This is a genomic window from Xenorhabdus budapestensis (assembly GCF_002632465.1).
GTDB lineage: Bacteria > Pseudomonadota > Gammaproteobacteria > Enterobacterales > Enterobacteriaceae > Xenorhabdus > Xenorhabdus budapestensis.
Genome location: NZ_NIBS01000039.1, coordinates 1 through 11,639 on the forward strand (window position 1 = coordinate 1; position 11,639 = coordinate 11,639).

The 11,639-nt window shown below is 41.5% G+C and carries 20 protein-coding genes, 1 tRNA gene and 1 pseudogene; 18 read left to right on the forward strand and 4 right to left on the reverse strand.

Annotated features, from left to right (window positions below):
* Window positions 1-151: 151 nt before the first annotated feature.
* Window positions 152-451 carry a hypothetical protein gene (locus Xbud_RS17750; protein WP_099137357.1) on the reverse strand — a complete coding sequence of 100 codons (300 nt, stop codon included), beginning with the start codon at window positions 449-451 and terminating at the stop codon, window positions 152-154.
* Window positions 452-573: 122 nt separating this feature from the next.
* On the opposite strand from Xbud_RS17750, the gene Xbud_RS20255 reads away from it, so the two are divergent.
* From Xbud_RS20255 to Xbud_RS17790, 10 genes are all read left to right on the forward strand, one after another.
* Complete coding sequence (locus Xbud_RS20255) at window positions 574-1,293, forward strand: helix-turn-helix domain-containing protein (protein ID WP_099137358.1); 720 nt, start codon at window positions 574-576, stop codon at window positions 1,291-1,293.
* Complete coding sequence (locus Xbud_RS17760; protein ID WP_099137359.1) at window positions 1,293-2,015, forward strand: ATP-binding protein; 723 nt, start codon at window positions 1,293-1,295, stop codon at window positions 2,013-2,015. The genes Xbud_RS20255 and Xbud_RS17760 overlap by 1 nt, the downstream gene beginning before the upstream one ends.
* A gap of 22 nt (window positions 2,016-2,037) precedes the next feature.
* On the forward strand, window positions 2,038-2,205 hold the full coding sequence (locus tag Xbud_RS19970) for a hypothetical protein (RefSeq protein ID WP_169923105.1): 168 nt from the start codon (window positions 2,038-2,040) through the stop codon (window positions 2,203-2,205).
* Entirely contained in the window at window positions 2,205-2,468 is a 264-nt protein-coding gene (locus Xbud_RS19975; protein WP_169923106.1) for a hypothetical protein, read from the forward strand. Before Xbud_RS19970 ends, Xbud_RS19975 begins: the two co-directional genes overlap by 1 nt.
* A 19-nt stretch (window positions 2,469-2,487) precedes the next feature.
* Window positions 2,488-2,841, forward strand: coding sequence for a phage protein NinX family protein (locus Xbud_RS17765; protein WP_169923107.1), 354 nt, complete (start codon window positions 2,488-2,490; stop codon window positions 2,839-2,841).
* Window positions 2,838-3,026 carry a Lar family restriction alleviation protein gene (locus Xbud_RS17770; RefSeq protein ID WP_099137361.1) on the forward strand — a complete coding sequence of 63 codons (189 nt, stop codon included), beginning with the start codon at window positions 2,838-2,840 and terminating at the stop codon, window positions 3,024-3,026. Before Xbud_RS17765 ends, Xbud_RS17770 begins: the two co-directional genes overlap by 4 nt.
* Window positions 3,007-3,243 carry a hypothetical protein gene (locus tag Xbud_RS17775; RefSeq protein WP_099137362.1) on the forward strand — a complete coding sequence of 79 codons (237 nt, stop codon included), beginning with the start codon at window positions 3,007-3,009 and terminating at the stop codon, window positions 3,241-3,243. Before Xbud_RS17770 ends, Xbud_RS17775 begins: the two co-directional genes overlap by 20 nt.
* 12 nt (window positions 3,244-3,255) lie before the next feature.
* Window positions 3,256-3,699: a recombination protein NinB gene (locus Xbud_RS17780; protein ID WP_099137363.1), complete on the forward strand. Its 444-nt coding sequence runs from the start codon at window positions 3,256-3,258 to the stop codon at window positions 3,697-3,699.
* Window positions 3,700-3,792: 93 nt separating this feature from the next.
* Window positions 3,793-4,392, forward strand: coding sequence for a recombination protein NinG (locus Xbud_RS17785; RefSeq protein WP_099137364.1), 600 nt, complete (start codon window positions 3,793-3,795; stop codon window positions 4,390-4,392).
* Window positions 4,392-4,751: an antiterminator Q family protein gene (locus tag Xbud_RS17790; RefSeq protein ID WP_099137365.1), complete on the forward strand. Its 360-nt coding sequence runs from the start codon at window positions 4,392-4,394 to the stop codon at window positions 4,749-4,751. Before Xbud_RS17785 ends, Xbud_RS17790 begins: the two co-directional genes overlap by 1 nt.
* Here Xbud_RS17790 and Xbud_RS17795 read toward each other — a convergent pair.
* Window positions 4,748-5,959 carry a hypothetical protein gene (locus Xbud_RS17795; protein WP_099137366.1) on the reverse strand — a complete coding sequence of 404 codons (1,212 nt, stop codon included), beginning with the start codon at window positions 5,957-5,959 and terminating at the stop codon, window positions 4,748-4,750. The two genes, Xbud_RS17790 and Xbud_RS17795, sit on opposite strands and share 4 nt — an antisense overlap.
* Window positions 5,960-5,961: 2 nt before the next feature.
* Entirely contained in the window at window positions 5,962-7,101 is a 1,140-nt protein-coding gene (locus Xbud_RS17800) for a nucleoid-associated protein (RefSeq protein ID WP_099137367.1), read from the reverse strand.
* 171 nt (window positions 7,102-7,272) lie between these two features.
* On the opposite strand from Xbud_RS17800, the gene Xbud_RS17805 reads away from it, so the two are divergent.
* The 4 genes from Xbud_RS17805 (at window position 7,273) to Xbud_RS17820 (ending at window position 10,094) form a co-directional block, all read left to right on the forward strand.
* Window positions 7,273-7,348 (forward strand) — tRNA-Phe (locus Xbud_RS17805).
* Window positions 7,349-7,754: 406 nt separating this feature from the next.
* Complete coding sequence (locus Xbud_RS17810; protein ID WP_099137368.1) at window positions 7,755-8,453, forward strand: DNA adenine methylase; 699 nt, start codon at window positions 7,755-7,757, stop codon at window positions 8,451-8,453.
* On the forward strand, window positions 8,450-9,943 hold the full coding sequence (locus Xbud_RS17815) for a site-specific DNA-methyltransferase (RefSeq protein WP_099137369.1): 1,494 nt from the start codon (window positions 8,450-8,452) through the stop codon (window positions 9,941-9,943). Before Xbud_RS17810 ends, Xbud_RS17815 begins: the two co-directional genes overlap by 4 nt.
* Entirely contained in the window at window positions 9,915-10,094 is a 180-nt protein-coding gene (locus Xbud_RS17820; RefSeq protein ID WP_099137370.1) for an Rrf2 family transcriptional regulator, read from the forward strand. The genes Xbud_RS17815 and Xbud_RS17820 overlap by 29 nt, the downstream gene beginning before the upstream one ends.
* Here the strand turns inward: Xbud_RS17820 and Xbud_RS17825 are convergent.
* Window positions 10,071-10,340: a DUF1883 domain-containing protein gene (locus Xbud_RS17825; protein ID WP_099137371.1), complete on the reverse strand. Its 270-nt coding sequence runs from the start codon at window positions 10,338-10,340 to the stop codon at window positions 10,071-10,073. The genes Xbud_RS17820 and Xbud_RS17825 overlap by 24 nt on opposite strands.
* A 160-nt stretch (window positions 10,341-10,500) precedes the next feature.
* Here Xbud_RS17825 and Xbud_RS17830 point away from each other — a divergent pair, with 160 nt between their 5' ends.
* The 4 genes and pseudogenes from Xbud_RS17830 to rz1 all read left to right on the forward strand — a co-directional run bounded on the left by Xbud_RS17830 (window position 10,501) and on the right by rz1 (window position 11,639).
* Window positions 10,501-10,824: a phage holin, lambda family gene (locus Xbud_RS17830; RefSeq protein ID WP_244590026.1), complete on the forward strand. Its 324-nt coding sequence runs from the start codon at window positions 10,501-10,503 to the stop codon at window positions 10,822-10,824.
* Window positions 10,821-11,231, forward strand: coding sequence for a structural protein (locus Xbud_RS17835; RefSeq protein WP_099137372.1), 411 nt, complete (start codon window positions 10,821-10,823; stop codon window positions 11,229-11,231). The genes Xbud_RS17830 and Xbud_RS17835 overlap by 4 nt, the downstream gene beginning before the upstream one ends.
* A gap of 50 nt (window positions 11,232-11,281) precedes the next feature.
* Window positions 11,282-11,563: pseudogene (locus Xbud_RS20770) on the forward strand (lysis system i-spanin subunit Rz); the annotation flags it as partial.
* Window positions 11,523-11,639, forward strand: coding sequence for a lysis system o-spanin lipoprotein Rz1 (gene rz1, locus Xbud_RS20775; protein WP_244590027.1), 117 nt, complete (start codon window positions 11,523-11,525; stop codon window positions 11,637-11,639). The pseudogene Xbud_RS20770 and the gene rz1, both read left to right, overlap by 41 nt.

The window sequence follows — 11,639 nt, forward strand, 5'->3', positions numbered from 1 at the left end:
TATTAATCATCATCTATCTCAGGATAGTTGATATTTTTGTTTATTTATTAAACGAAATTTCACTTTAGGAATTTTACGTATGAAAGAGACAATAGAAAAAGTGTCAATCAGTTATGACGGGGAAACAATCAACATTTCCCCGATAAAGATGTCAACGGCTGCGGAGATACTCTCTCGCCCTAGTATTCGCGAAATGTATACGACCCTTGGCATCGAGCTCCTTCCCATGAATCCTGCAAAAATCGATGAAGATGATTGTACTCTCGGGATACACACGAATGGGAATCACGCCCTCGCTTTCCATCTCATGAATGCCTTTTTCATTGAAATGTTTCCATCGCTCGAAAGTCGCGGGTAATTTTTCTACATCCGTGAAAATCTTTAAGAACTCATTGTACTGCGATTCGTCTTTGTAGCAGAAAAAAGCAACAGCTTTTTGTTGATCTGACATGTCGAACCTCCTTCGGTTCTTAGTTGTGGAAAACCAAGATTAAATCGAATGATGGTTCGGCACCAGTAAGGCAGGACAAAAAGAAAAACCCCAGTTGCGGTCACAATCAAGGAATAAGAAAAATGAGCATGATTTTAATGGCTAAGGCCATGCAGATAAAAGTCGGAAGTACTGCAAGAAAAATGGTACTTATCAAGTTAGCTGATAATGCCAATGACAAAGGCGAGTGCTTTCCTTCTTACCAACATATCGCTGATCAGTCTGAAATGTCTCGTACTACAGCGATTAATCATATTAAAGCCCTTTGCAAAATGGGGCTTGTAACAAAAATATACAGAAGCGGGGAAAAAGGGAATTCATCCAATATTTATAGGTTGAATTTAGATGGTGTAAAAATTACACCCCCTAGTGAAAATTCTGCACCAGAGGTGGTGAAAAAATTACACCACCCTAGTGTAACTGTTACACCACCCCCTAGTATAAAAATTACACCCAGAACCAGTCACTCTTTTGAACCAGTCAGTGAACCTATAAAAACAATAGCGAAAGTCGCTAAAGCTCCTCGTGGGGAAAATAAATATTCGTTCAGGGGTGAGGTAATAAAACTCAGTCAGAAAGACTATGACAACTGGAAAAAGATTTACCCTCACATCGATCTGGATACTCAACTGCAACGTCTGGATATTGAATTTCAGGCTGAGATGCCGAAGAACTGGTTTATCACAGCCAGCCAGAAACTGAATTACCAGAATAGCCAACAATCCAGTCGCCATAAGCTCCATGCAAGTAACCGTATTACTCAACCTGTTCGTACAGAGCAGTTTATATCGGAGGACTTTTGATGAGCATGAAAACACTGGCCCGTTTTCACCGGATGGTGCCGAAGCATATCAAGCCCAAATTCACGAATCCTGAAGAACTGATGGCATGGCATCGTGAACAGGCTGAGATTGATTCAAAGCGTATTGCGGAGGAAAACCGAGTTAACCGATTGAACAGAATCATGGGGCGTTCTGGTATCAGACCGTTACATCAAAATTGTACGTTTGATAACTACGTCGCAACCACGCCAGAGCAGCAAAAAGCATTGGTAAAAGCACATCACTATGCTGAGAGTTTTGGTAATTCATTTGGCGGGTTTATTTTCAGTGGCAACCCCGGTACAGGGAAAAACCATCTCGCCGCCGCTATTGGTAATTACATCATCCAGAACGGAAAAAGTATCCTGATCGCCACACTACCTGACCTAATGATGCGGGTACGTGAAACCTACCAGAAAGACGCAAAAACCAATGAGTCAGCATTGGTCGATGATCTGTGTGCCGTTGATTTACTGGTGCTTGATGATGTCGGTGTGCAGCGTAATAACCTGAATGAAGATTTAATTATATTTCAGGTGGTAGATCGCCGTCTGGCGAATAAAAAACCTGTTGGCGTGCTGACGAATTTAGATTTTGAGCAACTGGCTGTAGTTTTGGGTGAGCGAGTTATTGATCGCCTCAGAATGGGAACCCCAACTGTAATTAATTTCAACTGGCAAAGTTACCGTCGCCAAATTAAATAACCCCACCAGAAGGACTTTTGAGATGACAGAGCAAGAGAAATTAGCTGAGTTGAAACGTATAGCTTATGAGAAATACCAAGAAGCATTAACAGCTTGGCATGAATATGCATGCGCCTGTGACTTAGGCAACGAAAGAATAGCCGCATTCGAGAGATACGAAAATATCAGACTGGCACTGAGGATCGGATAATGAAAATCAAAACAAGCAAATACTCATCAGTTGCTGCCTCCTGCATAACTGCCAGTGACTTAATGGATATTGAACTGAAAGCGTTCTACCCGAAAATTGATAGTACCCCAGATAAAGCGGTTGTAGTCAGGAGAATAAAAAAAACATCTAAAGGATATAGCGTTTATTACGAGCAATTAGGTAGATCTGATGGATTTTGGAGCTGCGCCCCACTTTATAAATTCATCAAAATGTACCCATACGAATCTGGGCTTAAATCATAAATTAATAAGGATTTTTGAAATGAAAATCAAAACAAGTGAACTGACGGGTAAGGCGTTGGACTGGGCTGTGGCATTGGCGATGGGATCTGAGATTATTTTTACCCGCTATAGGCGGATGTGTATCTATTCCCCGTCAACCGACTGGGCGCAGTGTGGGAAGTTGATTGAGGAATACGAAATGGATTTAGCCCCAGTTATGGGTGGAACTTATTGTGCTGGATTATCAATTACAGAAGGTGCGCTATGTACTGATGATTATGTGAGCATAGATATGTACGGAGACACACCCCAAATCGCAATATGCCGCGCTGTAGTGGCTGCTCAGTTGGGTGCCGAGGTTGAGGTTCCTGATGAGCTGGTGGAGGGGGTATGACAGACGAACTCAAGCCGTGCCCGTTTTGTGGAGAAGAGGCCGATATTGCTGAGGAATATGGCGGTAAATACTACATCTACTGTAGTGGCTGCTCAGTTGAACAGACCGAACCATCAAAAACTGAGGAAGAGGCCATCACAATCTGGAACCAGAGGGGATATAACGATGGCAAGAACAGCGCTTGAACGAGCTAATAATGCTGCGAAACACAATTACTCATGGTCAGAATCATGCCGGGTTCACATCTGTGCTAAATGCGGAACCGCTGAACATCGTTCAGGCTGGTATTGGTGGGCTGGTTACAAATCAAAAGTAGAGCCGCCATGTGCATACAATCCCCAAATTGATAGCGCAGAAATGCAGAACTGGTGTGCAGAAAATGCAACTTATGAGGGGTTATAACGGAGGTTAGGAATGGATAAGCAGGTCTTTCTGCTTAGAAATGTACACATACTCAAAAACCTGATAATCACTCTCAATAACTTACCCCTCAACGACGAATTCCCCATTCAAGTCACCCTATCAGACTCAGGCCGAACACTACCGCAGAACGACAAGTTCCATGCGTTATGTGGTGACGTCTCTCAACAGGGTATTGAGTGGGCTGGTAGTACGTGGAAAACACCGGAATGGAAATGTATTTTCGTCTCTGGTCACGCCAAAGCCACCGGAAAAGAGGGGCAGTTAATCGCAGGGCTGGAAGGTGAACTGGTGCCGCTGGCAAGGGAAAGCACCGCCAGAATGAGTGTAAGACGCATGAGCAGCTTAATTGATTATTCACAGGCATGGGCTGTATATCAGGGCGTAAAACTCACAGAGAAACGCTACACGCTGAACTATTACGGTCACAGGGTTTAACTCAAGTGGAGGCAGGAGCAGTGAAATACATCACATTCACACTCTTTTGGATAACAGTAATCATGATTATGGGACTGGCTTTAGGGGGATAAGGTGGCAAGATTTCGACAACGGAAATGTAAAATTTGCAGTGAGAAGTTTCAATCGGTATTTCCAGATGAACAATGGTGCAGCCTGGAACACAGAGAAGAATACGCCATTCAACTATACCGACGAAAAAACAAGAAAGAGGAGCAAGCCCGACAACGAGAACGACGACAAAAAGAAGTAGCCAACCGAGACAAACTCAAAGCCCGCAAGTTAGCCGTAAAACCCCGCAGTTACTGGATACAACAAGCCCAACGAGCCGTAAATACCTATATCAGAGAGCGAGACCGCGATTTACCGTGCGTCTCTTGTGGCACGTTTGTGTCTTCTCAATGGGATGCGGGCCATTACCGGACAACAAAGGCAGCACCACAATTGAGATTTGATGAACGGAATATTCATCGTCAGTGCATTGTCTGTAATCAGCATAAATCGGGGAATCTGGTTCCGTATCGGGTTGAGTTAATTCGGCGCATCGGTCAAGCAGCGGTGGATGCCATCGAATCCAGTCATGATCGGCACCGATGGACGATTGAGGAGTGCAAGGTCATCAAGGAGGAGTACAGACAGAAGCTCAAGGAATTGCGGGCGCGGGAGGTAGCATAATGCGTGATAACGATATCCACTATCTGCTAGAGAGGTGGGGAGCATGGGCTGCGGCAGATAATAGCGGTGTAGATTGGTCACCAATAGCAGCAGGATTCAAGGGGCTTTTACCATCCACCAATAAATCACGGCCTCAGTGTACAGATGATGAAGGGATTATGGTTGATGGCTGTGTTGCTAGGTTGAAGAAGCATCGGCCTGATGAATATGAATTACTGATATTACACTATGTGTATGGTGTATCGCTAAGAAAGATAGCGAAGCGGCGGAAGTGTTCAGATGGAACGGTGAGAAAGGATATTCAGACTGCTATGGGATTTATTGAAGGTGCAGCTTGTATGATTACTGGATGGAATTAAAATATTTTATATAGGAATATTCCTATAGCAACGAAGGTTGGTACCCAAGATAGAAATTTTAAAAAACGAATTGTTCTGTGGCATGTTCGTTGGTTATTATTTAGCTCATCAAGAGCATTTTTAATATCTACCTTTAAGTCTTCTGGGTACCTTATTGATTCTGTATTAAATGGTTTAAATGCAATATCTTTAGCATGACAAATTCTAAAAAATTGCTTCTCTTGGTTAAATAAAATAAGAAAAACAAAAATGGAAGTTAATATTATCCCTGATAAAATTACAAGAATTTCATAAGAATTGGTTAGCTTGAAAATACCCAGCGATGCGAGTAAGGATACGGGTAATGATAACACCTTATTTGTTAATTCATTTGTGATTTTTGAAATTTTTTCTGCAAACTCAGCTTCAGCGGTAGCTACTTCTTTTCTGGCTTTGTGAAATGAAAAGCCGCTCATATATGTAGAAAGGTTGTTTTCAAAAAGGTGAATGAAGTCAGGCCATTTTTGGATTAACATTTCAAATGTATAATCTTTTTCTGATATAAACTCTACTAAAGTATTTCTGAATATACCTATTTTTTCTGCATAATGAGGCATTGTAGAAGAGTCATTAGTTATAATGTTTTTTAATACACCATCATCTATATGGTCACACTCAAGCATTTTTTCAGAAAAAGATGTTTCTAAAGCTATTGAGGTTGATTTTGCATCTGAATTTCTCACAAAGACGAGGCGATAATTATTGAGTTCACTTTTGGTATCATGAAAATGGGCTATTTCTGCAAGTGATTTTATTATTGAGCAAGTTTTTTCTATTTTTAAAATGAAATCAGGTTTTTTATCATCTTGAGAGCAATAATCTATGGATGCTATATAGTAATTATTAGGCATGGTTCCTTTTTTAATGGAATTGATACCTATAAATTCTTTTTCTTCCCTGTAAAATCTTTCTGCGCCGTTATTTTTTGGTGTAATAAATGTATAGGAAATGGAACCTTCTGTAAGGGAAAGGATATCGTCTTCTTCAACATGCTCACCATCAAGCTCAAGGTCTTCAAAAGAACCAAAGCGTCCCTTGGCTTCAATGAGAGATGCGATTAGCTTATGGACATTGTCAGTTAATTCAACAGCTGCAGAAAAAGAGCGACCATCAAAACTTGGTTTTGAAGATGCTCTGTATAGCTCTACAATTGTGGAAAAATTTGCCATTGTTAATCCTGTTCATCTCTTAATTCTTGATTTTCTTTAAGGTTTTGACTTATTTTTGTTCTAAATTCCGCAGGAAGATTTGTGAAAGCTAATATCCCAGTATCCTCATTATACCAAACATCATCATCCGCCGTAGAGCCCAATAATGATTTTTCAAAATTAAAACTGAGATCTGAACCTTTATAAATAACATTTTTGATCTTTTTTAGTGATTTTTTGCTTACAACAAACTCTACAGGTATTCTTATTTCCTCGCTATTAAGATGTTTCATTAATTCTGAAATTAAATTCTTTCTAGCTTCAGAATCAATATATGTCATATGCGATGTAGCAATAGATTCAATATCGCTAAGTTTAGCGGATTTTTCGCTTTTTGATTGCTCATCAAGATATTCAATGACTTGTTGTCTAAACTTGGATGCGTGTTCTTTCAGCTCTGTTTTCGATAAAAAAAACTTTTTAACTTCACTGGGAAGTTTTGTTGTTGCTCTTGCTGATGCCATGCCTTTATCACACCCTATTGCTGCAATAAAGTAAGCTGAAGCCGATTGCCCATTCCCCTTACATACAAAACTTAAATAGCTAAGGTCTGTTTTTTGAATTTCATCGGCATTTTTATATCTTTCATAAAGAGAGAAATTTATCCTAGCGGCTTGGTTTATTTTTGTTAAGTCAAGATGAATCATATCTTCAGGCTCTAAAGCTGGACTTATTGTCACTCCGTCCTTTTTCTTTATCATGGAAATAAGGAAAAAACGGTAGTCATTGACAAAATAATCGCAAAATACAATAAACCCACCAGATGACCAAGGTTCTTCTTTAGCTCTTTCTACAAACTCCCTCATAACTTCATGGGATAGAGAAACGAACAACTCTGCGGTACAGTCTTTTGAACGGTGGTAGTCATCAAATTTTGATGGGATAAATTCTTCATCCTGTTCTGATTTAAAAACTCCATAATGAGCTGAGTTTCCTTTTGTGCCGTATAGATCAGATATTTCTTTAATGAGTTTTTCAACCGTAGGATTCGTTTTATCAAGTGTGCTACGCCTTAGGTTATACGGATGAGAAAAATCAAAATCTTTCTTTGCTTCTTTTATAAGCTCATGAACTATAACGTACTTGATGATAGGAGAGGCCATTTTAAACCCTTATAATTTATACATCTATGTGCATAGCGCAAGAAACTGAGGAAAGCATACAAAAAAATTAACGCGTACGCAAAAATCATGATATCGTGATAAGAGTGATAGCAATGTCACACAGCTTATCGAATTAAAAAAGCCTCGCACTCGCGGGGCTTTTTCATATCTGGAACTTTGGCGTAGAGGGTTCGCGCGGATGACTGAAGAGCATCAGGACTCGGTTCGATTCCGAGAGGTTCCACCAAATTATATCGAAGGTCGCTCAGGTGGCCTTTTTTTTGTGATTACTAATAACAGATTATTTAACTCGGGAGTATTCCCATGAGTAACCTCGTGAATAAGACGATTTTAAAAGAAGATGGAATTACACTTTGTAAGCCATCGATTTATGAACTGAATATCATATCTGACGGTAGTGAAGGTAAGGAAATACAGGTGTCACATATGGGAAATAAAATAGTGACATTTAAATTATCTACAGAGCAATGCTTATCTTTTTCCGAAATATTATCCAGATAAAACTATACGATATCATAACTAACTCAATAGGTTAGGGAATACCTAACAATTGATCCCAAGGCTGCGCATGGCGTGGCCTTTTTGTTTTCTGGCTGCACCAAGAGAGAGAGGGAGGCGGAACGGTGAAATACATGGGGAGTAAATCCCGTCTCGCGAAACATATTGCCCCCTTCATTCTGGAGCACTTAACGACAGATGCTGTTTATGTTGAGCCATTTGCAGGCGGGATGAACATGGTGAGTTATATCAACACCAAACATGCTGGCCCGGTTATTGCTGCGGATAAACATGAATACCTGATGGAAATGTGGAGCGCCTTGTTATCTGGCTGGCAACCCCCGGGGCAAATATCACGAGAGCAGTATTACGCGATAAAGAATAACAAAACCGACATTCCTCACTTAACTGGATGGGCCGGGTTTAATTGTAGTTATTCGGGTAAGTGGTTCGACGGGTACGCGGGAGTCACGCAGATCAAATCCGGGGGTTTTCGTGATTATCAATCAGAGGCTGTCAGCAATATTCAGCGACAGATACGTGATCTGGATGGCGTGCAATTATTATGCAGTGATTACAAAGCGCTGAATATACCCGATGGTGCAGTCGTCTATTGCGATCCGCCTTATGCGAATACTCGGCAATATCGCGACACCTTTAATACGGCTGAGTTCTGGGATTGGGTTCGTGAATTATCGAATCGCTGCACTGTGTTTGTGAGTGAATATACAGCACCCGATGATTTTAGCTGCATTTGGTCGCGTGAGGTCGTTAGTGGTATCTCAGGAACCAAAACAACATCAATTGAATCGCTGTTTATGATAAAAACATGACAATTAAAAAAATCACCCTGGACTATCCTGAGTCCAAGAGCACGGATACCACTCAAAAAAATATCGACCAACTTAAACAATTGTTCCCGGAAGTTTTCTCGGAGGGAAAGATTGACTTTGATGTTTTGAAAGCGGTTCTTGGTGAGGCGATTGACGATAGCGACGAACGCTACAGCTTCACATGGCAGGGTAAGGCTCGTGCACATCAAATTGCCCAAACGCCTTCGACAGGAACCTTACGCCCTTGTAAAGCAGACAGTGTGAACTGGGATACCACAGAGAACCTGTTTATTGAGGGTGACAACCTTGAAGTGCTTAAGTTATTGCAAAAGTCCTATCATAAGAAAGTGAAGATGATTTATATCGATCCGCCCTATAACACAGGTAAGGATTTTATTTATAAAGATAGCTTCCATGACAATTGGCTAAATATGCTTTACCCCAGATTGAAATTAGCCAGAGATTTATTGTCTGACGATGGAATTATATTTATATCGATAGATGATCATGAAGTGGTTAACTTGTCTTATTTGTGCAATGAGATATTTGGCGAAGATAATTTTGTTGAAAGATTTATCTGGAAGAGTGGAAGAACCTCAGCATCAATTTTTACCCGAGAACACGAATATATCTTGGCCTATGCAAAAGACATATCTCAGTTACCCCATATTGTTTATAAGGGAGATGATAACTCAGTTTCTGATCGCGCAATAAAAAGGGTTAGCGTCAAAAATCCGGCGTCAGAAATAACCTTCCCTGCCGGGATTAAGTTCTTGGGTGAAAATAAAACGTTTCCCCCTGTCTTTGGAAACAAAGAAGTCGTTGAAGTGACTGCCGGTGTATTTGAATGTAAGAACGGATCTTTAGCCCGCGAAGTCACGCTAAAAGCGGGTTGGACAATGAAGAGCCAAATCGAAAACTGGCTGTCAGGAAATGACACTTTTGACTCTAAGGGACAACAGGTTATTGAGTTCTTCTTCAAGCCTAACGGTGTTCTTCAGTATGTTAAAAAGCGAGGCACCGAACATCCAAAAACAATAATAACCGGCTTTACCACGAAGCAAGGAAGTAAAGAGGTTGAAGCCCTTCTCGGTTCATCTGTTTTTGATTACCCAAAGCCGACAGGATTAATTGAACACTTAATGAAGGTCACGAATAGCGAAGATATCATTCTTGATTTTTTTGCGGGAAGTGGTTCTACAGGTCATGCGGTGTTAAAACACAACAAGAAAGATGGCGGCAGAAGAAAGTTTATATTGGTTCAATTGCCTGAGCCTGTCTCAAAAAATGCGGGCGCAACAGCGTATTGTATCAAGGAGTCAATACCCGAATTGATTTCCAGAATTTCCCTAAAAAGAATAAAAAAAGCCATTGCAGAAGAAGATAAAACTCAAGGTGTTAGGTTTTTCAAATTAGACCAGACAAATACTCACTACATCCATACATCAAAGAGGTGTGTAAATGAAAGTATCAATCGAACTAAGCGGTGAAACGATCTGGTATCGTGATGAGGGAAAAGGCGAGGGAATGGCCTCAACAGGATACATAAAGGACGGTACACAGCAAAAAATCATTACCGCCCTTAAGGCTGCATTATCTCAGGCTAAAGCTGAGGCTTCATGCTGGGATAACCGAAATTGAATGGCGGATGTTTGCCGAACCTCCTCCTAAATCAATTGTGACATTCCAGTATCCACTATAAGGAACGCCCAATCTTGCTGGGAGCTGTCGGAAAAAGCCACCCCCGCCATGATGCTGAAATCTTCGGCGGTTCTTATAGTTGTTAAAATTACTATCTGTCATTAACAAGATATTGCATTGGTGTGAGCAATCAACCTCAACGATATCGCCTTGATTGAGGTGCATTCTTTTGTGCAAGAAGTGCATTATTTCCCCTTTTTAGAGGTGATCAGCCATCCCTCTATGGATTGGTTAATGTTTGGCTGAATAATCATCTTACCTTAACTATCAACCCATTACTTTTAACCTACTCACCGGGGTAACCCTCGTTCACCCCACGGACGCCCATTGTTCAATGGGGTGGATTATGAAGATGAAAGAAAATCCTGATTTGTGGGCCGAACTGCTGAACGGCCTTAAAAACTCGTGGCCGCAGATATCCGGCTCTGCTTTAGCCATCGTCATTTGCTATGGGCGTCTGGTGTATGACGGCGTAGACCGTAAAAACAAATGGATAGAAGGTATTCTGTGCGGGGCGTTGTCATGGGGGATTTCGAGCGGCTTAGAGCTGTTCGGTATACCCAGTAATGCCGCCCCTTTCGTTGGTGGGCTGGTGGGCTTTATTGGCGTTGAGAAGATACGCGAGTTTGCTATCCGCACCATCAATAAACGGTTGGGAGATAAACAGTGAGCAGAGGCATTCGTAATAACAATCCCGGCAATATTGATCACAACCCAAAGAATAAATGGCAGGGGCAATTACCACATGACCCAAAAGTTGAAAAACGGTTCTGTCGTTTCGAGTCACCAGAGTATGGCATTCGGGCATTGTTCAAATTACTGCGGAATTACCAACTCAGGCATCAATTGCATTCGATTAGAAAAATCATCAATCGTTATGCGCCACCTGTTGAGAACAATACGGAAAGCTACATCCAGTTTGCAGCTGAAAAGGTCGGTGTTTCTGCTGATGAGAAGATATCAACTCAGGATAAGAAAGTCCTGTTTGCTCTGGCAGAGGGGATTATCAAGATGGAGAACAGCAACCTACAGCCGTATTCCGACGATATATTCACACGGGCATTTGAACTTTTATGAGCAGATTAGTGGCTTTAGGTGCTGCGGTAATGTTGGTGGTGCTCTATATCATGACACGTTATCAGGCTAGTGAGATTACAAACCTGACGTCAGATAAATTCAAACTAGAAACCCAGTTATCAGAGCAGCTTACCATCAACGCCACCCAGCAAGAGAGAATCCAACAACTCCACGAACTGGACAAGACTCACACTCAGGAACTCGCCCATGCCAAGACTGAAATTAACATTCTTCGGGCTGATGTTGCCGCTGGTCGTCGCAAGCTGCGCATCAAGGCCACCTGTCCCATGCCTGAAACCACTTCCTCCGGCGACGTGGTCAATGGAACCCCCGTCGAACTCACTGGAGAAACTGGATCAACTGTTCTCGATATCCGAGAAGGCATCATCAACGACCGGGCAAAACTGA

Bases quoted from the DNA above. Each gene is read 5' to 3' on its own strand.
- Xbud_RS17760 (WP_099137359.1), top strand. From the start codon at position 1,293: ATGAGCATGAAAACACTGGCCCGTTTTCACCGGATGGTGCCGAAGCAT.
- Xbud_RS17770 (WP_099137361.1), top strand. From the start codon at position 2,838: ATGACAGACGAACTCAAGCCGTGCCCGTTTTGTGGAGAAGAGGCCGAT.
- Xbud_RS17825 (WP_099137371.1), bottom strand. From the start codon at position 10,340: ATGCACTTCTTGCACAAAAGAATGCACCTCAATCAAGGCGATATCGTT.
- Xbud_RS17775 (WP_099137362.1), top strand. From the start codon at position 3,007: ATGGCAAGAACAGCGCTTGAACGAGCTAATAATGCTGCGAAACACAAT.
- Xbud_RS17810 (WP_099137368.1), top strand. From the start codon at position 7,755: ATGGGGAGTAAATCCCGTCTCGCGAAACATATTGCCCCCTTCATTCTG.
- Xbud_RS17830 (WP_244590026.1), top strand. From the start codon at position 10,501: ATGAAGATGAAAGAAAATCCTGATTTGTGGGCCGAACTGCTGAACGGC.
- Xbud_RS20255 (WP_099137358.1), top strand. From the start codon at position 574: ATGAGCATGATTTTAATGGCTAAGGCCATGCAGATAAAAGTCGGAAGT.
- Xbud_RS17795 (WP_099137366.1), bottom strand. From the start codon at position 5,959: ATGGCAAATTTTTCCACAATTGTAGAGCTATACAGAGCATCTTCAAAA.
- Xbud_RS17750 (WP_099137357.1), bottom strand. From the start codon at position 451: ATGTCAGATCAACAAAAAGCTGTTGCTTTTTTCTGCTACAAAGACGAA.
- Xbud_RS17765 (WP_169923107.1), top strand. From the start codon at position 2,488: ATGAAAATCAAAACAAGTGAACTGACGGGTAAGGCGTTGGACTGGGCT.
- Xbud_RS17800 (WP_099137367.1), bottom strand. From the start codon at position 7,101: ATGGCCTCTCCTATCATCAAGTACGTTATAGTTCATGAGCTTATAAAA.
- Xbud_RS17820 (WP_099137370.1), top strand. From the start codon at position 9,915: ATGAAAGTATCAATCGAACTAAGCGGTGAAACGATCTGGTATCGTGAT.
- Xbud_RS19970 (WP_169923105.1), top strand. From the start codon at position 2,038: ATGACAGAGCAAGAGAAATTAGCTGAGTTGAAACGTATAGCTTATGAG.
- Xbud_RS17780 (WP_099137363.1), top strand. From the start codon at position 3,256: ATGGATAAGCAGGTCTTTCTGCTTAGAAATGTACACATACTCAAAAAC.
- Xbud_RS17790 (WP_099137365.1), top strand. From the start codon at position 4,392: ATGCGTGATAACGATATCCACTATCTGCTAGAGAGGTGGGGAGCATGG.
- Xbud_RS19975 (WP_169923106.1), top strand. From the start codon at position 2,205: ATGAAAATCAAAACAAGCAAATACTCATCAGTTGCTGCCTCCTGCATA.
- Xbud_RS17815 (WP_099137369.1), top strand. From the start codon at position 8,450: ATGACAATTAAAAAAATCACCCTGGACTATCCTGAGTCCAAGAGCACG.